This is a genomic window from Brevundimonas sp. FG128, from assembly GCF_057809775.1.
In genome coordinates this window covers 158,883-177,842 of sequence record NZ_JBMDKP010000005.1, presented here as the reverse complement: position 1 = coordinate 177,842, position 18,960 = coordinate 158,883, and the positions used below count along the sequence as shown (strand labels likewise).

Annotated in this window: 19 protein-coding genes; 12 read left to right on the top strand and 7 right to left on the bottom strand. The window is 68.6% G+C overall.

The genetic code is table 11. From position 1 onward, the window contains the following. The first annotated feature begins 201 nt into the window (after positions 1–201). The 4 genes from ACODSC_RS14170 (at position 202) to ACODSC_RS14155 (ending at position 4,713) form a co-directional block, all read left to right on the top strand. Complete coding sequence (locus ACODSC_RS14170) at positions 202–1,677, top strand: methyl-accepting chemotaxis protein (protein ID WP_488814633.1); 1,476 nt, start codon at positions 202–204, stop codon at positions 1,675–1,677. A gap of 199 nt (positions 1,678–1,876) precedes the next feature. Beyond that, positions 1,877–2,857, top strand: coding sequence for a cysteine synthase A (cysK, locus tag ACODSC_RS14165; RefSeq protein WP_488814631.1), 981 nt, complete (start codon positions 1,877–1,879; stop codon positions 2,855–2,857). 51 nt (positions 2,858–2,908) lie between these two features. Continuing rightward, positions 2,909–4,132, top strand: coding sequence for a DUF2336 domain-containing protein (locus ACODSC_RS14160; protein WP_488814630.1), 1,224 nt, complete (start codon positions 2,909–2,911; stop codon positions 4,130–4,132). A gap of 149 nt (positions 4,133–4,281) precedes the next feature. Then, positions 4,282–4,713 carry a Ros/MucR family transcriptional regulator gene (locus ACODSC_RS14155; RefSeq protein ID WP_488814629.1) on the top strand — a complete coding sequence of 144 codons (432 nt, stop codon included), beginning with the start codon at positions 4,282–4,284 and terminating at the stop codon, positions 4,711–4,713. Between the two features lie 93 nt (positions 4,714–4,806). Here ACODSC_RS14155 and ACODSC_RS14150 read toward each other — a convergent pair whose 3' ends face one another. From ACODSC_RS14150 to ACODSC_RS14130, 5 genes are all read right to left on the bottom strand, one after another. After that, entirely contained in the window at positions 4,807–5,922 is a 1,116-nt protein-coding gene (locus tag ACODSC_RS14150) for a DUF2336 domain-containing protein (protein WP_488814628.1), read from the bottom strand. Next, positions 5,919–6,791 carry a hypothetical protein gene (locus ACODSC_RS14145; RefSeq protein WP_488814627.1) on the bottom strand — a complete coding sequence of 291 codons (873 nt, stop codon included), beginning with the start codon at positions 6,789–6,791 and terminating at the stop codon, positions 5,919–5,921. Before ACODSC_RS14145 ends, ACODSC_RS14150 begins: the two co-directional genes overlap by 4 nt. A 119-nt stretch (positions 6,792–6,910) precedes the next feature. Beyond that, the gene (locus tag ACODSC_RS14140) at positions 6,911–7,954 is read right to left on the bottom strand and encodes an ABC transporter substrate-binding protein (protein WP_488814625.1); all 1,044 of its coding nucleotides are present in this window, start codon (positions 7,952–7,954) and stop codon (positions 6,911–6,913) included. Between the two features lie 44 nt (positions 7,955–7,998). Then, positions 7,999–9,186, bottom strand: a complete 1,188-nt coding sequence (locus ACODSC_RS14135) for a TonB family protein (RefSeq protein WP_488814624.1) — start codon at positions 9,184–9,186, stop codon at positions 7,999–8,001. Between the two features lie 630 nt (positions 9,187–9,816). Continuing rightward, positions 9,817–10,722, bottom strand: coding sequence for a LysR family transcriptional regulator (locus tag ACODSC_RS14130; protein WP_488814623.1), 906 nt, complete (start codon positions 10,720–10,722; stop codon positions 9,817–9,819). Positions 10,723–10,813: 91 nt separating this feature from the next. Between ACODSC_RS14130 and ACODSC_RS14125 the strand changes: the two genes are divergently transcribed. Beyond that, the gene (locus ACODSC_RS14125; protein WP_488814622.1) at positions 10,814–11,677 is read left to right on the top strand and encodes an aldo/keto reductase family oxidoreductase; all 864 of its coding nucleotides are present in this window, start codon (positions 10,814–10,816) and stop codon (positions 11,675–11,677) included. Positions 11,678–11,681: 4 nt separating this feature from the next. Here ACODSC_RS14125 and ACODSC_RS14120 read toward each other — a convergent pair whose 3' ends face one another. Next, complete coding sequence (locus ACODSC_RS14120; protein ID WP_488814621.1) at positions 11,682–12,659, bottom strand: alpha/beta hydrolase; 978 nt, start codon at positions 12,657–12,659, stop codon at positions 11,682–11,684. 181 nt (positions 12,660–12,840) lie between these two features. Further along, the gene (locus ACODSC_RS14115; RefSeq protein ID WP_488814620.1) at positions 12,841–14,658 is read right to left on the bottom strand and encodes an ABC-F family ATP-binding cassette domain-containing protein; all 1,818 of its coding nucleotides are present in this window, start codon (positions 14,656–14,658) and stop codon (positions 12,841–12,843) included. A 103-nt stretch (positions 14,659–14,761) separates the two neighbouring features. On the opposite strand from ACODSC_RS14115, the gene ACODSC_RS14110 reads away from it, so the two are divergent. From ACODSC_RS14110 to ACODSC_RS14080, 7 genes are read left to right on the top strand one after another with little or no spacing between them, the layout of a single operon-like run. Further along, positions 14,762–15,367 carry a hypothetical protein gene (locus tag ACODSC_RS14110; protein WP_488814619.1) on the top strand — a complete coding sequence of 202 codons (606 nt, stop codon included), beginning with the start codon at positions 14,762–14,764 and terminating at the stop codon, positions 15,365–15,367. 47 nt (positions 15,368–15,414) lie between these two features. Next, positions 15,415–15,993, top strand: a complete 579-nt coding sequence (locus ACODSC_RS14105) for a TetR/AcrR family transcriptional regulator (RefSeq protein ID WP_488814618.1) — start codon at positions 15,415–15,417, stop codon at positions 15,991–15,993. Further along, positions 15,990–16,328 (top strand): DMT family transporter, encoded by a 339-nt coding sequence (locus ACODSC_RS14100; protein ID WP_346494937.1) that lies wholly within the window; start codon positions 15,990–15,992, stop codon positions 16,326–16,328. Before ACODSC_RS14105 ends, ACODSC_RS14100 begins: the two co-directional genes overlap by 4 nt. A 40-nt stretch (positions 16,329–16,368) precedes the next feature. Continuing rightward, positions 16,369–16,821, top strand: a complete 453-nt coding sequence (locus tag ACODSC_RS14095; protein ID WP_425985698.1) for a YcgN family cysteine cluster protein — start codon at positions 16,369–16,371, stop codon at positions 16,819–16,821. Between the two features lie 32 nt (positions 16,822–16,853). Next, positions 16,854–17,387: a hypothetical protein gene (locus ACODSC_RS14090; protein ID WP_488814617.1), complete on the top strand. Its 534-nt coding sequence runs from the start codon at positions 16,854–16,856 to the stop codon at positions 17,385–17,387. Continuing rightward, positions 17,359–18,531, top strand: coding sequence for a DNA-packaging protein (locus ACODSC_RS14085; RefSeq protein ID WP_488814616.1), 1,173 nt, complete (start codon positions 17,359–17,361; stop codon positions 18,529–18,531). Before ACODSC_RS14090 ends, ACODSC_RS14085 begins: the two co-directional genes overlap by 29 nt. Before the next feature lie 55 nt (positions 18,532–18,586). Continuing rightward, positions 18,587–18,874, top strand: a complete 288-nt coding sequence (locus ACODSC_RS14080) for a spike base protein, RCAP_Rcc01079 family (RefSeq protein WP_488814615.1) — start codon at positions 18,587–18,589, stop codon at positions 18,872–18,874. Positions 18,875–18,960 lie beyond the last annotated feature (86 nt).

The window sequence follows — 18,960 nt, the reverse complement described above, 5'->3', positions numbered from 1 at the left end:
TTACCCCAGGAACAGCCCCCGATGAGATGCGCCATCATGGTTAACGGGGGGTGAAGCCGCCCTGCCGGTTGCGTACGGTTCCGCAACTCTTGGTGATACAGCTACGCAATTTCCCGCATTGTTCACAACCTCTGCGAGAAAGACTTTGGCAATCATTTGGGCGGAAGCTGCTCTCAGAGATGTCTGGGAGGGGAGGCCGAGATGTTCGCCAAGCGTCGCGTTTCAGCGGATCAGGGTCGGCTGGAGGACATGGACGGCAAGCTCGCCGCCATCGGTCGGTCCCAGGCGGTGATCGAGTTCAATCTGGACGGCACTATCATCGACGCCAACCAAAACCTGCTGACCACGATGGGCTACAGTCTGGAGGAGATCCGGGGCGCCCATCACCGCCAATTCATGGACCCCGCCGAGGCGGCGTCGCCGGAATACGCCGGCTTCTGGCGCGAGCTAAACGCGGGCCAGTTCCTGGCGCGGAAGTTCCGGCGGCTGGCCAAGGGCGGACGCGAAGTCTGGCTGCAGGCCTCCTACAACCCCGTCTTCGGACCCGACGGTCGGCCGACCAAGGTCATCAAACTGGCCATCGACATCACCGCCGAGGAGCAGGAGGCCGCCCGCCGAGAGACCCAGCGGGTCGAGGCGGAACAGGCGCAGAATATGCTGGTCGAAGCCCTTGCCGGCGCCCTGGCGCGGCTGTCTGCCGGGGACCTGACCGCGCGGATCGAGGCGCCGATGCAGGGCGCTCATGCGCGGGTGCGTGACGACTATAACGCCGCCGTCGAAAGCCTGCGTCAGACTTTGGGTCAGGCGCTGAAGGCGGTGTCGGGCCTGCGGGGCGGGGTGGGGGAGATCTCAAGCGCATCCGACGACCTGTCGCGCCGCACCGAACAGCAGGCGGCCAGTCTGGAAGAGACGGCGGCGGCCCTGGACCAGATCACCGCCACGGTGAAACGCAGCGCGGACGGCGCCCGACAGGCCTCGGCCGCCGCCGTCGGTGCGCGGTCGGAGGCGGATCGGTCCGGCGATGTGGTGCGCCAGGCCATCGCCGCCATGGACGGCATCAAGCGCAGCTCGACCCAGATCAGCGACATCATCGGCGTGATCGACGAGATCGCTTTCCAGACCAATCTGCTGGCCCTGAACGCCGGGGTCGAAGCGGCGCGGGCGGGCGACGCGGGGCGCGGCTTTGCGGTCGTGGCCTCGGAAGTCCGCGCCCTGGCCCAACGGTCGGCCGAAGCGGCGAAAGAGATCAAGACCCTGATCACCACCTCGGGCCAGGAGGTGGCGCAAGGGGTGAAGTTGGTGGACGAAACCGGCTCGGCCCTGACGTCCATCGCGGTCAAGGTGGCCGAGATGGACGCCCTGGTGTCCGAAATCGCCGCCTCGGCCCAGGAACAGGCGACCGGCCTCAGCCAGGTCAATAGCGCAGTCAACCAGATGGATCAGGTCACCCAGCAGAACGCCGCCATGGTCGAGCAGACGACCGCCGCCGCCGCCAGCCTGAAGACCGAGACCGAACAGCTGGCGCGCCTGGTCGAACGCTTCGACACCGGGGAGACCCACGCCCCCGAGGCCGCCGCCAACGCGCCCATCCCCCTGGCCCGCGAACGCGCCCGCCTGCGCGCCTTCGCCGGAGGCGGCGCGCCTGCCGCCGCGACTCAGGACTGGGAGGAGTTCTGAGGCGCGCGCTTACTTCCCTTCGCCTCGGGGGTATGACGGTCTGAGAATCTGTCATGCCTCCAGCGTCCGCTGCTGGGTCCGTTTCTCAGGGAGGAGCGGGCATGGCGGGCGGCGCCAGAAATCATCGTCGCGCGGCTGTTGCGGATCGTCGACGGTCTCTATCTGTTATGAGGCCGACAGACCTTACCGGAGCAGCCCCATGTCCGACTTCAGCTACGACGCCTCCCGCCACCTGAAGAAGGGACGCGGCAAGGTGTATGACTCGATCATCGACACCATCGGCGACACGCCGATCGTGCGCCTGCCGCGCCTGTCGGCCGAATACGGCGCCAAGGCCACGGTGCTGGCCAAGCTGGAGTTCTTCAACCCCATCGCCTCGGTCAAGGACCGGATCGGCGTGGCCATGGTCGAGGCGCTGGAAGACGCCGGCAAGATCAACAAGGACACGGTCCTGATCGAGCCGACCAGCGGCAACACCGGCATCGCCTTGGCCTTTGTGGCCGCCGCCAAGGGGCTGAAGCTGATCCTGTGCATGCCTGAGAGCATGTCGATCGAGCGGCGCAAGATGCTGGCCCTGCTGGGCGCCCAGCTGGAACTGACCCCGGCCGAGAAGGGTATGAAGGGCGCCATCGCCCGCGCCCAGGAGCTGCTGGAGACCACGCCGAACGCGGTCAGCCCATCGCAGTTCGAGAACCTGGCCAATCCCGCCATCCACCGGGCGACGACGGCCGAGGAGATCTGGAACGACACCGACGGCGCCGTGGACATGGTGATCGCCGGCGTCGGCACCGGCGGCACCATCTCGGGCGTCGGTCAGGCGCTGAAGGCCAAAAAGCCCTCGGTGCAGATGATCGCGGTCGAACCCGAGGCCTCGCCGGTCCTGTCGGGCGGCGCCCCCGGCCCGCACAAGATCCAGGGCATCGGCGCCGGCTTCATTCCGTCAATCTATGATCCGTCGGTCGTGGACGGGGTCGAACAGGTCTCCAACGACGACAGCTTCGACATGGCCCGCAAGGTCGCGCGTGTCGAAGGCATCCCCGTCGGCATCAGCTCGGGCGCCGCATTGGTCGCCGCCTTCCGCATCGCCGCGCGCGAAGAAAACGCGGGCAAGACCATCGTGGTCATCATCCCGTCCTTCGCCGAACGCTATCTGTCCACGGCCCTGTTCGAAGGGCTCTGAGTCCGGGGCGTCCCTCACTCCCGGTTAACCGCGCGCGTTTAGTCTGATCGGATGAGCGAAGCCTCGGCCATCATTGAGGATGACGACGCCGCGCCGGAGACGCCGGTGAAGGCGCGCCATGCGCTGCTGAAGCGTCTGGCCGACGTCGTCTCCCTGCCCGCCAGCCGGATCAACGCCTTCGAGCGGGCGGTGACGGGGGACCTGCTGGTCGAGATGCTGCGGCTGGCCTCGGCGGAGGAGCGGCGGCGGGTCGCGGCGCGTCTGGCGCCCCTGTCCGAACTGCCCAACACCGTGGCGCGCCTGTTGCTGCGCGACGAGCCCGAGATCGCGGGACTGCTGATCGAACAGTGCGCCTCGCTGAACGACGCCGACCTTCTGGCCTGCGTGCAGGAGACGGGGGCCGAGCATCGGCGGATGATCGCCGTGCGGCGCGGTCTGTCGGAAGTCGTGACCGACGCCCTGCTGGCCTCGGGCGACGCCTCGGTGATGGAGGCCCTGATGCGAAACGCCTCCGCGCGCATCTCCCAGCCGGGGATCGAGGTCGCCGTGGGTCTCAGTCGTCAGAACCCGGGCCTTGGCCACCTGCTGCTGAAACGCCCCGAGCTTCGGCCGTCGGGCGCCTATGTGATGTTCTGGTGGTGCGGGCCGGACGACCGGCGCACCATTCTGCAGCGGTTCGCGGTGTCGCGCGAAGTCATGCAGGAGGTGTCCGAGGACGTCTTCGCCATGGCGGCCCAGGAGAACTGGGCCGACCCGGTCGTGCGAAAGGCGCTGCAGTTCATCGAGCGGCGCCAGCGCAACCGCGCCGCCATTGAAAAGAGCCCGTTCGACAGTCTGGAACACGCGGTCATGGTCGCCGCGCGCGACGGGCTGACGCGAGAAACCGCCTCGGAAATCGCCTTCCTGGCCGGGGTCAAGCCGCTGACGGGGGCCAAGCTGTTGGGCGATCCGGGCGGCGAGCCGCTGGCGATCCTGTGCAAGGCGACGGGGATGTCGCGCACGGACCTGACCAACCTGTGGCGCTCGATGCGGCGGCCCGAGACCACGGCCGACGGCGGCCTGCACCCCGACTGGGAACGGGTGCAGATCACCTATGAGATGTTGGCGGTGGACCGGGCGCAGACGGTGCTGCGTTACTGGAACTGGTCTCTATCCTCGGCGCTGACGCCCGCCTTGCTCCGCGCCATACGCGATGGCGAGGATGATGCGGTCGATGAATATTCTGCGCCGGAACGCGCAGCGATGATGGTGCTGGCCGAAGACTTCGGCCGCTGATCTTCACCACTACAGATACGTATATTTGCGTGTGATATGTGCCGTTATGGGGCGAGTTTGCTTTCGGCCTGAAACAACTCTATGAGCGCATAGGGATAGATCGGCTGGGACTCAGTCGAACTCAATAGATCAGGAAAGCGACGCCGAGAATGGAAGACAAGCCCGAACTGCTCGAGATGACCGCTGACATCGTGTCGGCCTATGTCGGCAACAATACAGTCTCGGCCGAAGCCCTGCCGTCGCTTATCGCCAATATTCACGCCGCCTTGTCGGGCGTCTCCAATGGTCCGGTCGAGCCGGAACCGGAGCCCAAGGAACCGGCCGTGCCGATCCGCAAGTCGATCGCTCCCGACTTCCTGATCTGCTTGGAAGACGGTCGCAAGTTCAAGTCGCTGAAGCGTCACCTGCGCACCAAATACGACATGAGCCCGGAAGACTACCGCGCCAAATGGGGTCTGCCGAAAGACTACCCCATGGTCGCACCGAACTACGCCAAGGCGCGTTCGGAACTGGCCAAGCAGATGGGCCTGGGCCAAGGCGGCCGCAAACCCGCCCGCGCCGCTCCCCGCGCCAAGAAATAAGCCGGGTCTATACCGGTCGACAAACGCCCGCTTCCGAAAGGAGGCGGGCGTTTTTGCTTTCTCTCTCCCCATAAAGGGGAGGGAGATTTCCAGTCAGGCCGCCTGGGCGCTGCGGCGCATGCGCCAGAAGCGCAGGGTGCGCAGGGCGGCGTCGCGGGTCAGCTCGCCGTACATCCGGCCATAGGCGGCGGCCTTGCCCATCGGATTGTCTTCCGACCCCAGCACGGCGACGGCGTAGGTCAGATAGACGGCTCGGTCGATGTCGGCCGCCTTGCAGACCACCGACAGGGCGTCCAGCTCGCGCCGCTCGACGATGCCGCGCGCGGTGTGGAAGTCGATATCGGCCAGTTTGGACAGGGCGATCAGGAAGGGCGTGCGGCCGTTCGAGCGCAGGAAGCGGATCAGCACCTGGGGCGTCAGCTGTCCGGCGGCCTTCAGCTCTTCGACATAGGCCAGATTCTCGGCGTAGTCGGGCGGCAGGGCGCCGTCATCGGTGGCGACCCGGGTGCGGCCGGCGGCCAGGGCCGCCTCCAGCAGTTCGGGGTCCATGCGGGCGTTCTGTTCGAGGATCTGCTGGCGCAGCCGGGCTTCGACGACGAAATACATGTCGTTCAGCAGGTCGGCGGGCAGGCTCTGACGCTCAACCGTGGCGGCGTGCAGCGCCGGATTGGCCTTGGCGCGTTCGACGGCCGTTTCCGACGCCGCGCGCGACAGGCGGGCGCCGTCGTTGCGCAGCAGGGTGTTCAGGGTGTCGTCGTCGCCGCGTTCGACGATGATGTCCGACACGGCCTCCGACACGGAGGCCCGGCCCGAGACGGCGCGCAGGTGCCCTTGGCTGCGTCGGCTCACCACCTGGATCAGATCCTCGTCGGTCAGGACGTTGGAGGCGAGCAAAACCTGTTCGGCGACTTCCAGTTCGTCATCGGCGAAGCGGCGGATCAGATTGTGCGGGGCGTCCGGCGCAGCGGCGAAACGAGCGGCCAGTTCGGCGCGGACGGCCGTCTCCATCTCGTCGGACAGGCGGGCCAGGACCGTGCCGTAAAGGGCGGTCTCGGCAGCTGAATGCTCGGGCGCGCCGAAGAAATGGTCGGTCAGTTCGCGCAGCAGCAGGCGGCGCTTCTCGCTGGAGCCTTCGCCGGCCAGGGCGATCAGCTGCGGCAGGCGCGAGCCTGGGACGACGGCGGGTTCGATCACGGTCTGATCGCTCATGGCAGGGTGTCGGCCTCGGTTTGCGGCATGACCCGCAGGCTGCCGTCGGTGTTGCGGATCATGGCCGGCGGCCCCTCCGGCTGGGCCAGGTCGGTCGAGCGCGGCGTCTGGGTCATCTCGACCGGCAGGGCGTCCAGATAGGTCTGCTGCGGAGCGGGGATGGCGTCGGGGTGACGACCGGCCTGGCGGTGGACCGAATAGTAGCGGGCGCCGTTGTCGGCTGTGGAGGCCAGTTGGGCGGTCTGGCGCGAGGCGGCGACGGCGGCTTCGTCGAGCGGGACGCCGGCCTGGGGCCGCTGAAGGCGGTAGATGGGGGCGTCGCGGCGCGGGGCCATCGGATCGACGACCGCCGCATCGGCGGCCTGGACGGGTTCAGGCTCAGGCTGGGGCTGGGGCTGGGGCGCCGGTTCGGGAGAGGCGGGGGGCGCAACGGGCGTCGCCTCGGCCTGGGGCGGCGGCGCCGAGACGCGAGCCGCGACGGGCGCCGGGACAGGATCGGGCTGATACGGCTGGGGCGCGGCCTGCACGGGCGCCGCTGTGGGCGCCAGCGCCTGGCCGGTCCAGGCGCTGGCGGGCGTCAGGCCGCGGCGCGGGGCGTCGATCGATGCGGGAGGAGGGGGAGGAGCCGGCGGCGGGGCCGCCGGCTCCAGCCTGGCCAGGGGAATGACGGCGGGCAGATCGCGGGCGGCGGCGCTCGGACGGGGCGCGGCGACCCGGGTCACGGCGGGCGTGGCGGTCACGGGCGGCTTGCCCGGCCAAGACAGGTATCGCAGGCCGGCGGTGTTGGTCGCCGCCTGCTGGGCGGAGGCCACGCCGGACACGGCGCCGGCGGCGATCAGGACGGACGAAAGGACGAGGGCGCGGCGCAAGGGCGGCTCTCCGGTGAGGAATTGCAACCTGCAGCCTAGGCTTCACCGCTTAATCGCGCGCTAACGCCGGGAACGATCGCGCCGAGACGCGCTCAGGGCGGCGTGATCCGCCGGCCGTGTCAGCCGCGGCCGGGCAGATAGTTGTCCGTGAAGGCCTCGCGCCAGTTCAGGCCCGGATCATAGACGCCTGCCTGGCTGGTCACGTCGAAGAAGGCCTTCCAGCGCTCCTCGGTCATGGCGCCCAGGCCGTAGAGGGCGGCGTCGCCGCCGTCGACGATGGCGTTGTCGCGCAGCTTCTGACGGGCCTGATCCAGGATGGCCTGGGTCATCTCGGGATTGTCCTTGCGGATCAGGGCGTCGCCCGGCGCCGCATCGCCCCGCAGATAGTCGCGCCAGCCCTCGGCCGAGGCGGCGATGAAGCTGCGCAGGGCGGCGGCGTTGTCGCGTGCGAAGCCGTTCGGCGCCAGGACCATGGCCGCGTAGGAGGGATAGCCTTCGTCGGCCAGCAGGAAGACCTTGGGCTCGAAATCGGCTTCCTGTTCGATGGCGTAGGGCTCCGAGGTCAGATAGCCCTGCTGCACCGCCCGCTCGTCCGCCAGGAAGGGCGCCAGGTCGAAGGCGTATTTGCGCACCTGCTCGTCGGTGAAGCCATATTTGGCCTTCAGCCAGACCCAGAAGGTGTTGACCGCGGCGTCGGCCAGCAGGAAGGGGCGACCGGTCAGATCGGCGAGGGTCTCCAGCGCCGGATCGGGGTGGGCGATCAGGACCTGGGGGTCCTTCTGGAAAAAGGCGGCGACGGCCTTTACGGGTGCGCCGGCCGCGACCAGGTTCATCGGAATGAAGCTGTTGGAGCCCATGCCCAGTTCGACCGCGCCCGAGGCCAGCAGTTGCGGCACGTTCACGCCCGGCCCGCCTTGAACGATCTCGACGTTCAGCCCGCGCTTCTCATAGGCCCCGGTCGCAAGCGCCTGGTAGAAGCCCCCCTGTTCGGCCTGGGCGCGCCAGTCGGTGGCGAAGCGCAGCCGCACGCGCCCCTGTTCGTCCACCGGCGCCTCGACCCGCCCGCAGGCCCGCAGGCCCACAGTCCCCGCCGCCACGGCCGCGCCCGCCGCGATCAGGGCGCGGCGGCGGGTCAAAAGAGGGCGATTCCCGCTCTGGATCATCGCCATGCTTTACGAGGCGATGCGGGCCTTGGAAAGGCGAGGGTTCAGTTCTGATCCGTGTTCGCGGACCCGTCGTCGTCCTGCAGCGTGTAGCGTACCGGAACGACGCATCGGACGCCGGCCTCGAAACCCGGCGTGGCCTGGCTGTTCTGCACCAGCCGCAGGGCGTCGACGCCGAAGGCGGCGGCGGGCTGGGCCTCGATCACCGAGGCGTTGCCGATCTGGCCCCAGGGGGCGATGTCGAAGCGGATCAGCGCCCAGCCCTCCACGGAACGCTCGCGGAAAACCGTTGGAAACACGAGATTGCCGCGAACGGAGAACCGATCGGCGATGGCGGGCGGGCACTGCTGCAGCGGGTCTTCACGCTGGCTCTCCGGCGTCATGGGCGGCGCCGTCAGGGTCTCGCCCGACCGATAGAGGTTATAGACGCAGCCCGTCCGGGCCGGGCCGGGATGCATTCGGGTCTGGGCCGTCGCGCGACGCGCCTCGGAGTCCAGGTCTGCATCGCCGGATGAGCCGAGGGTCTCGACGTCGGTCGCGCGGCCGTCGGCGTCGATATTCCATCGGGTCACGGACCAACTGCGGCCGCCGGGCGTGGGTTTGCGGCCTTTTTCGAAGTCGGGAAATACGACGGTGTCCGGCCGGCGGCCGCCAAACCGGTCGCCGCAGTCGGCGCCGTCCCCGCCCAGACGTTTCGCCACGGCGTCGCGCAAGGCGCCCAGATCCCGGGTGACAGCGAAATAGTTCAGCAGGTCCGGCGTTTCGGCCTCGTCCAATCGGACGCTGCGCCAGCGGATCGTCAGGCGGCAATCCTTTCGCGCCTGGGCCGGAAAGCGCCAGGCCGCGAGGCCGGCCTGAAGAGTGGCGAAGGCTATAGGCGCTGCGTCGGCGGGCCGGATATCGACCGTGCGCCCGTCCGCCGCGATGGAAAACGATAGAACCGTTTCTGCGTCGGATTCGCCTTGTCGTGCGGCCTGCTGCGCCGGCAGGGTCTCGCTGTAGAGGGGCTGCACCGCCAGGCCCCCGCATGTCGTTTCCGTTTCGGGCAGACGCAGGACGGTGTTCTCGTCCGGCTGGGCCAGAGCGCCGAACCTCACGGCGACTGGAGGGGGTGGAGGCGTCGGATTGATGACGGGGGGGCCGACAGGCTCGGGCTGTTGATCGGCGCGGGCCGCACCTGTTGAAATCACGCCGACGGCGAGGGCGCAAAGCGCGGTCTGGATTACACGCATGACTGTCTCCAACTGCACGGCATGGATGCAGATGTCGCAGCGGCTGTCTAGCGTAAGTCCATGAATTCGGTCTCGCATTGACCGACGCCCAATTGAGCGAGGGGACGAAGCGTCCGGGCGAACCCGTGCTCTTCGTCCCCTCGCCAAGTCCGGGTTGGACTTGGCCGGCTGGGTCCGGACCTTGGCGTCAGCGCCGTTTCGAGCGAACCCGAAAGGGCGGTCGGCTGTATCCTGTCGCGCTCCTGGTCTTGGGCGTCCCACGGCATTGCGTCCGCGTCGTCCCTCGATCCCGATCCGGTTCCCCTGGCCTCTCGTCGATCCGAAGATCGTCGAAGACCGGAGCCTTGATCCCGCCTGTCGCACGTTACGATCCGAAGATCGCCCGATCGCGCCAGGTCGGAGAGCCGGGCCGGTTCGCTTGATTTCCGGGGTCTCCCCTGGATTTCCGCGCCGCCGTGTCCCTGTTGGCCCGTTGACGTTCCGACGAAATCGGGTATCAGGCAAGCGTCCCAACTCGCCCCGATGTGCACGACTGGCCCGGCGGCGGTGGACAAGCCTGTTAATGTTGGTGGACGGATTGAATTCGCTTTGGCGGATCAGCGGTTTGGGTTGTCCACAGAAACGCCGTGCTCAGTCGGTCGGCGTCGTCGCCTTGATGAAGTCGATGAAGGCGCGAAGGGGCGCGGGCAGAAGACGACGGCCCGGATAGTAGAGGAATGGGCCTGAGAAACTCTCCCACCAGGGCTCCAGCACCGGCTCCAGCGCGCCGCTGTCGAAATGGGGGCGCAGCCAATCCTCGAACAGGAAGATGACGCCGGACCCGGCGATGGCGGCGTCCACCGCCAGATCGACCGCCGCGCCCAGATGCACCGTCAGCGGCCCGCCCGGGTCGATCCGCACCACCTCGCCGTTCCGCTCGAACTCCCACGGCGGCACCGCGCCGTTTCGGCGGCCGCGCAGGCAGGCGTGGTCGAGCAGGTCGCGCGGATGTTCGGGCCGGCCGCGACGGTCCAGATACCTGGATGCTGCGCCGGCGGCGAAACGCTGGACGCGGGGACCGATCGGGATGGCGATCATGTCCTGTTCCAGCCGTTCTTCGTAGCGGATGCCGGCGTCGTAGCCACCGGCGATCACATCGACCAGGCCGTCCTCGGCGTTCACCTCCAGCTGGATGTCGGGATAGGCGGCCAGGAAGGCGGGCACGATGGAGGGCAGGACCATGCGGGCCGCGCTGACGGGCACATTGAGCCGGAGCGTGCCCATCGGCCGGTCGCGGAAGGCGTTGACGCCGTCCAGCGCCGCCTCGACCTCGTTCAGGGCGGGCTCCAGCCGGTCCATCAGTCGCCGGCCGGCTTCGGTGGGAGTGACGCTGCGGGTGGTGCGGTGCAGGAGCCGCACGCCCAGACGCGCTTCGAGCCGCCGCACCGCCTCGCTGAGGCCCGAGGCGCTGACGCCGCCGTGCCGCGCGCCGTCGCGAAAGCCGCCTGCCCGCGCGACGGCCAGGAAGGCGTTCAGGTCCGAAAGGTCCGTCTTCATTGTTCGCCACTTCGCACAGCCCGTTCGGATTGTGCCTGATTATCGCGCGATCCGACAGGGGCTAGGCTGGCCGCTCATCAAGGAGTTCGCCATGTCCGTTCCCACTTCCGCCGTCTTCAAACTGGGCGACCGCACGGTCCGCCGCATGGGTTACGGCGCCATGCAACTGGCCGGGCCGGGCGTGTTCGGTCCACCCAAGGATCACCAGGCGGCGCTGGCCGTGCTGCGCGAGGCGGTGGCTGCGGGCGTCGATCACATCGACACCAGCGATTTCTACGGCCCCCATGTCACCAACCGTCTGATCCGCGAGGCTCTGGCCCCCTATCCCGACGATCTGGTGCTGGTGACCAAGGTCGGGGCGGTCAGGGGCGAGGACGCCTCGTGGCGGCCGGCCTTCTCGGCCGAGGCGTTGACGCAGGCGGTGCACGACAACCTGACCAATCTGGGGCTCGACGTGCTGGAGGTGGTCAATCTGAGGGCCATGTTCGACGTCCACGGACCGGCGGAAGGCTCGATCGAAGCGCCCCTGACGGTTCTGGCCGAACTGCAGCGCCAGGGCCTGATCCGCCACATCGGGCTGAGCAACGTCACCGCCGCCCAGGTCGCCGAGGGCCGCAAGATCGTCGAGATCGTCTGTGTGCAGAACCAGTACAATCTGGCGCACAGGAACGACGACGCCCTGATCGACGCCCTGGCGAAAGACGGCGTGGCTTATACGCCCATCTTCCCATTGGGCGGGTTCAGCCCGCTGCAGTCGTCGGCCCTGTCGGAGGTGGCCGACAGCCTTGAGGCGACGCCGATGCAGGTCGCCCTGGCCTGGCTGCTGCGCCGGTCGCCCAACATCCTGCTGATCCCCGGCACGGGCTCGGTCGCCCACCTGCGCGAGAACCTGGCCGCCGGATCGCTGGACCTGCCGGATGAGGCGATGGCGAAGCTGGACGCGATCGGCGGCTAAGGGGTCAGTCCGCCTGCAGTCGCGCGTCCAGCCAATGCCGGATGGCCGCGCGGGCGCCGCGGGCGGCGGGGCCGCCGAAGTGGAGGAAGCCGTGGGGCGTCTCGGGGACGCGGATCAGGTCGGCGTCGGCGGCCTCGCCCCAGCGGGTCGCCATCAAGAGGCTGTCCTCGAACAGGGGATCGTATTCGCCCGCCAGGAACAGGGCGGGCGGCAGGCCGGTCAGGTCGGCGTAGAGGGGCGACACGTCGGCCTGGCGCAGGCCGGCCTCGTCGCGGTCGGGGGCCAAACGGGCCAGATCGGCCTGCATGGTGGGGCCGTTGAACAGCAGGGTCTCGGGACCGGCCGAGCGCACGCTTTCGGTGGCCGACAGGTCGAAGACGCCGTAGCTGAACACGCAACCCTTCACCAGGTCGATCAGACCCTGGTCGCGCAGGGCGACGGCGGTCAGGGCCGCCAGATGGCCGCCGGCGGATTCGCCCGTCAGGAACAGGGTCGAGGCGCCTAGTCGATCGACATTGGTCACGGTCCAGTAGGCGGCCGCCAGACAGTCGGCGATGGCGGCGTCGATATAGATCTGGCGACGCTCGGACAGCAGGCGGTAGTCGACCGAGACCACGCAGAAGCCGTGGTGGGCCAGATAGCCGTTCAGCCGGTCGTTCAGGCTGGCGCTGCCCAGAACCCAGCCGCCGCCGTGGATGTCCAGGATGATGGCGCGCGGCGTGCCGGTGGGGTGCAGGATGCGCAAGGGGACGGGGTGGTCGCCGTCTGTCGTGAGCAGTTCGACGGTGACGCCGCGCTTGCGCAGACGCGGCACGGTGACGACGCCCGCCGCCGCATCCAGCCATAGCGACATCCGCTGGCCCGCCTCGACACGCCAGGGGTCGGTGCGCAGGCGCGGCGCGCGGTTCAGAACCGCATTGATCCGGCGCACGGCCGCCAGCTGAGGCGGCGGGAAATCGACGGTGTGGGTGCGCAGGGTCATGGGTCTGGAGTGGGCGGCGGCGGGTTTGGTTTCAAGAGGACAGGGCGGGTCCACTCACTTGCCGTCATCCTAGGCCTTGTGCCTAGGATCCAGACTCCCGGTGTTCGATGGGGTGCGCCGCTTCCCCGACGGAGTCTATGGATCCTCGCCACAAGGGCGAGGATGACGGGTGAGGGGTTGGTTACCCCGCCAGCGCCGCCTTCTTCTCTTCCAGCTCCAGCCATTCCAGTTCGGCGCTTTCCAGGTCGGCGCGGGCCTTGTCGGCGGCCTTCATCGTGGCGTCGAAGGTCTTGGGATCACGGGCGTAGAGGGCGGGGTCGGCCAGGGTCGCGTCGTGCTTGGCGATCGTGGCGGGCAGGGCGTCGATCAGGGCTTCCAGCTCCTTCAGGCGGTGGGCGTCCTTGAAGGTCAGCTTTCCGGCCTTCTTGGTCGCGGCGGCGGGCGCGGGGTTGTCGGCGGCGCGCTGGGCGGCGGCCTTGTCCTGGGGGCGGGGGTTGGAGCCGGGCTGGAGGAAGCCGGGGTTCTGGCGGATGAAGTCGGTCCAGCCGCCGGGGGTCTCGACGATGTCGCCGCGCCCGTTCAGCGCCAGGGTCGAGGTGGAGAGGCGGTCGATGAAGTCGCGGTCGTGGCTGACCAGGATCAGGGTGCCGTCATAGCCCTCCAGCAGCTCTTCCAGCTTGTCCAACGTGTCCATGTCCAGGTCGTTGGTCGGTTCGTCGAGGATCAGCAGGTTCGCCGGTTTCGCCAGGGCGCGGGCCAGAAGCAGGCGGTTGCGCTCGCCGCCCGACAGGGTCGAGATCGGCTGGCGCAGCTGGGCCTCGGAAAACAGGAAGTCCTTGGCGTAGGCGGCGACGTGTTTGGACACGCCGCGCACCAGGATGGAGTCGCCGCCGCCCGGCGTCAGGGCGTCCCACAGGGTCATGTCCGACTTCAGCCCCTCGCGCGACTGGTCCAGATAGACGGACTCCAGGTTGGAGCCCATGCGAACCGTGCCCTCGTCCGGCGGCAGTTCGCCCAGCAGGGTCTTGACCAGGGTGGTCTTGCCCGCGCCGTTGGGGCCGACGATGCCCAGACGGTCGCCGCGGATGATGCGGGTGGTCAGGTCCTTGAACAGGGTGCGGCCGTTGAAGCCCTTGGACACGCCCTTGATCTCGGCGACCAGCTTGCCCGACGTTCCGCCGGAATCGACGCCCAGATAGAGCTCGCGCGGGGCGTCCTTCATCTTTTCGGCGCGTTCGGCGCGGAGCGCGTTCAGCGAGCGGGCGCGGCCCTCGTTGCGGCTGCGGCGGGCGGTGATGGAGGAGTAGAAGGTGGCGGTCTCGCGCTCGATGGTCTTGGTCAGGCGGCGCAGGGATTCGGCCTCCTCCTCCATGACCTTGGAGGACCATTCGTCGAACTCGACGAAGCCCTTGCTCAGGGTGCGGACGCGGCGGCCTTCCAGCCAGTGGACGGTGTTGGTGACGCGGTTCAGGAAGGCGCGGTCGTGGCTGACGACCAGCAGGGCGAACCGGGCCTGAATCAGCTCGTTCTCCAGCAGTTCGATGGCCAGGATGTCGAGGTGGTTGGTCGGCTCGTCCAACAGCAGCAGGTCGGGCTCTTCGGCGAAGGCCTTGGCCAGGGCGGCGCGGCGGGTCTCGCCGCCGGACAGGCCTTGGGTGGATTTCTCGGGGTTCAGGCCGAAGGTGGCCAGCCAGCTCTCAGCCGTCCAGCTCTCGGCCTCGCCGGAGGAGGCGTAGTCCAGCAGGGTTTCGCCGGAGATGACGGGTTCCTGGGGCACATAGGCGAAGCGGACGGCGGACTGGACCGAACGGTCGCCGCTGTCGGGCTCGATCATGCCCATGACGACCTTCATCAAGGTGGACTTGCCGGCGCCGTTGCGGCCGACGAGGGCTGCGCGGCTGCGCGGCTCGACCGCGAGGTCGACGCCGTCGAAGAGGGGGCGCTGGCCGTCCTGAAGACGGACGTCCTTGAGAGCGACGAGGGGGGGTCTGGCTGCCATGGGCGGCCATATAGAGGAGGGGAGGCCGAACCGCCATCGGCGTTGACGGTTTCCGGGCGACACGGTGTAGTTCGTGCACAGTGTGCAGTCGGGGGATGCAGGGATGGATATGACGTCGAACGGGCGCGGGGGCGCGCCAGCGCACAGGACGGAGCGCAAGCCGGGGCGGATCTTCTATCTGCTGGCCGTGCTGCCGGCGATCTGCGGGATCGTGACCATGGTGGTCGTTCTGGTCACGAAACTGCCGGCGCTGGACGACGGTCTGGAGCAGATCGTCGTGCCGGGGGCGCGCGACCTGATGCTGAAACCCGGCGACCATACGGTGTTCCTGGAGTACCGCAGCGTCGTCGACGGGCGGGTCTATGTCGTGCAGGACGTCGGCGGACTGGCGGTCAAGGTCCAGGCGGCGGACGGAACGCCGGTGGCGACGCGAACACCCAGCGGCAGCTCGACCTATACCTTCGGTGGACGACAAGGGCAGTCGATCCAGGTGTTCCGCATCGACCGGGCCGGGACCTACAGGGTGTCGGCGGATTACGAGGGCGGCGCCGGGCCGCAGACCGTGATCGCCGTGGGGCGGGGCTTCATGACAGGAATGTTCGCCGTCGTCCTTTCGGCGCTGGGGGCGTTCTTCGGCGGCGTGTTCGTGTCGGTCGTCGGCATCGCCTGGGTGGCCTGGAGCCGACGGCGGGCGCCGCGCGGGGCCTGATCAGACCTGTCGATTGACAGTTACCGTCCGGTTGGTATGTAGCGGTCATGGATACGATCACACGCCGCCGCGCGCCCGACGACACCCGCGCCGAGATCATCGACAAGGCCCTGGAGGTCGCCGCCGAACTGGGGGCGTCGGGCTTTACGCTGGATGCGGTGGCGGCGCGGACGACGGTCAGCAAGGGGGCGCTGCTGCATCATTTTCCGACCAAGGTCGCCCTGCTGGAAGGGATGATCGACCATCTGGGCCAGATGCATACCGACGGCATCCTGGCCGAGGCGGCGCGCGATCCCGAACCCTATGGCCGCAATGCGCGGGCCTATCTGCGGGCCACGGTGACCGAGCCGGTGACGCCGCAGGACGTCAGCATCGGCCGGGTGGTGATGGCCGCCTGCGCCATCGAACCGGCGCTGGCCCGACGCTGGCGGACCTGGGTGGATCGGGTGAAGGTGGACGATCCCAGCGATCCGGTCGGGGCGGACGACGCCCTGATGTTGCGGTTGCTGGCCGACGGTCTGTGGGTGTCGGACCTGTTCGGCATCCATGAGGTTTCCCCGGAGCAGCGGCAGGCGCTGCTGTCGCTGCTGACGCCCGGCCATCCGATCACGGCGAACGACGTATGAGCCCGGTCACATGGGCGGCGCTGCTGGGCGCCATTGCGCTGGAGGTGGCGGGGACGACCCTGTTGCAGGCCTCGCAGCAGTTCACCAGGGTCTGGCCGACGGCGGGGATGGCGGCCTGTTACGGGCTGGCCTTCTATCTGTTGTCGGTCGCGCTGAAGCAGATGCCGGTGGGGATCGCCTATGCGATCTGGAGCGGGCTGGGGGTGGTGCTGATCTCGGTGATCGGGACGGTGGCGTTCCGCCAGCGGCTGGACCTGCCGGCCATCGCGGGCCTGACGATGATCGTCGGCGGGGTGGTGGTGATCAATCTGTTCTCCAAGACGGTGGGGCATTGAGGCTGTGACAAGCGGCGACGCGGCGCGTATGAGGCGCGCCATGCAGCCCTACTGGGAAACCAAGACCCTGGCCGAGATGTCGCCTTCCGAGTGGGAGGGGCTGTGCGACGGGTGCGGGCTGTGTTGCGTGATCCGGTTCGAGGACGAGGATACGGGCGACGTCGTTCCGACGCGGGTGCATTGCAAGCTGTTCGATTCCCAGGCCTGTTCGTGCTCGGACTATGCGAACCGCAACGCGCAGGTGCCCGACTGTATCAAGCTGACGCCCGGAAACATCCAGGCGCTGGGGTGGATGCCCCTGTCGTGCGCCTATCGCCGTCTGCACGAGGGGCGGCCGTTGGCGGGGTGGCATCATCTGATCTCGGGCAGTCGCGAGACGGTGCATACGGCCGGGGTGTCGGTGCGGGGGCAGACGATCTCGGAGTTGTCGCTGGCCCAGCCGGAGGATGCGCTGGACTTCGAGGCGCCCGAATGGATGCTGGAGCGGGGCTGAGGCTGCTAGGGTAGACCCCGTCAGCCAGCGCAATGACGCTGGTCGAAGTCTTTATAAAACAATCCATTGGCGAATTATGTAGGCGTTCTTCCGGCCTGAGGACGCTGGTGCGCTATGGTTTGGGCATGGCGGGAAATCGGGATGACGGAGAGGGCGGCTGCGGCGGTGCCGGCGGGAGGGCTGCGGCCTGCGCCGGGTGGCTGGAGCCGCTGTTCCTGACGCTGAAGGCCAAGATCGAAGAGACCGCAGAAGCCGTCTGCAAGACCGACGTCAATGAGCCGGGCGCAGCCGAGAAGGTCGCGCGCCAGATCGGCGTGATCGCGCGCTCGGCCAAGGCGGTCGAGGCGATGCGGCTGTTGTGCCTGAGCGACAACGAAGAGGATGAGATGGGTGGACGAACCTACGACCCCGCGGAGGACGAGCGAATCCGACAGGAGCTGGTCGTCGAGCACGCGCGGCTTGATCGGATTCTGGAAGAGAAGAACGCTGAGGCAGCTGAACGGGCGCGAGCTAAGGCTGCATCGCAGCCACTGTCAGGTGGCGAGCCATCAGTGCCTTCCGACTGACGATGATCTGAAAACCTGGCTGCTGCTGGGCGGGCGGGGGTCGGGCAAGACCTTCGCCGGATCGGTCTGGATCGACATCATGGCGCGCGAGCTGCCCGGCATCACCCTGGCCCTGGTCGGCCCCGCTCTGCACGCTGTTCGCGAGGTGATGGTGGAGGGGGCGTCGGGGATCAAGGCGCTGGCGGAACCGGGCGACCGGCCGCGCTGGGAGGCGGGGCGGCGTCGGCTGGTGTGGGACAATCAGTCGGCCGCCTATGCGTTTTCGGCGGAAGACCCGGACAGTCTGAGGGGGCCGCAGTTTCATGCGGCTTGGGCGGACGAGTTCTGCGCCTGGCGCAAGCCGGAGATGGTGCTGTCGAACCTGAGATTCGGGTTGCGGCTGGGAACCGAGCCGCTGCTGGCGGTGACGACGACGCCCCGGCCGATCCCGGCGCTGAGGCGGTTGATGGCCGAGGCCGGGACGGTGACGGAGCGGGCGGCGACGGCGCTGAACGCGCAGAACCTGTCGCCCGGATTTCTGGCGCATCTGAACGACGTCTATGGCGGGACGCGGCTGGCGGCGCAGGAGCTGGAGGGTCTGGTGGTCGAGGGCGAGGGCGCCCTGTTCCGCATCGAGGATCTGAAACGGGCCAGGGGCGCGCGGCCGGTCGAGCTGGAGCGGGTGGTGGTGGCGGTCGATCCGCCGGCGACGGCGGGCGGCGACGCCTGCGGGATCGTGGTGGTCGGTCGCAAGGGGCGGCAGGCGTTCGTGCTGGCCGACCGGACGGTGCGGGGGCTGTCGCCCGGCGGCTGGGCCGGGGCGGTCTGTCAGGCCGCGCGGGATTTCGGGGCGCACGAGGTGGTCGCCGAGGGCAACCAGGGCGGGGACATGGTGCGCGCGGTCCTGAGGACCAACGACTGTCCGGCGCCGGTCGAGATGGTGCACGCCTCGCGGTCGAAAGCGGCGCGCGCCGAGCCGGTGGCCCTGCTCTACGAACAGGGGCGGGTGGTCCATTGCGAGGCCTTTCCCGCGCTGGAGGAAGAGATGCTGGCCCTGGGGTGCGAGGGCGGACCCAGCCCGGACCGGGCCGACGCCCTGGTGTGGGCGATCACGCGGCTGATGCTGGGACCGCAGTCGGCGGGGCCATCGATAAGAAGACTCTAGGGCTTTTCCCTCCCCGTTCCGGGGAGGGAGAATTTGTTGGAACAGGAGAGACGAGATGCCGGCCATTCCCGAGCGGGACGGATTGCTGAACCATGGGCGCGATGCGAGCGGGCCGGCGCGCCTCGCGGGGGCGGTAACGCCCAGCGATACGGTCGATCTGACGACCTACGCCAAGGCGCTGTATGTCGGGGCGGCGGGCAATGTCCGTGTGCTGACGGTTGGGGCTGAGGATACGGATGCGGTGACGTTCGCCAACCATCCGGTGGGCTGGTTGCCGGTGCAGGTGCGCCGGGTGCTGGCGACCGGGACGACGGCGACGCAGATCGTGGCGGCCTTCGACTGATGGCTGAGGTCGGGTTCAGCGTCGGGGCGGCGGCGCCGGGCGGGGTGCTGGGGCGGTCGCGGTTTTCCGTGCCGGACTTGCCAGCC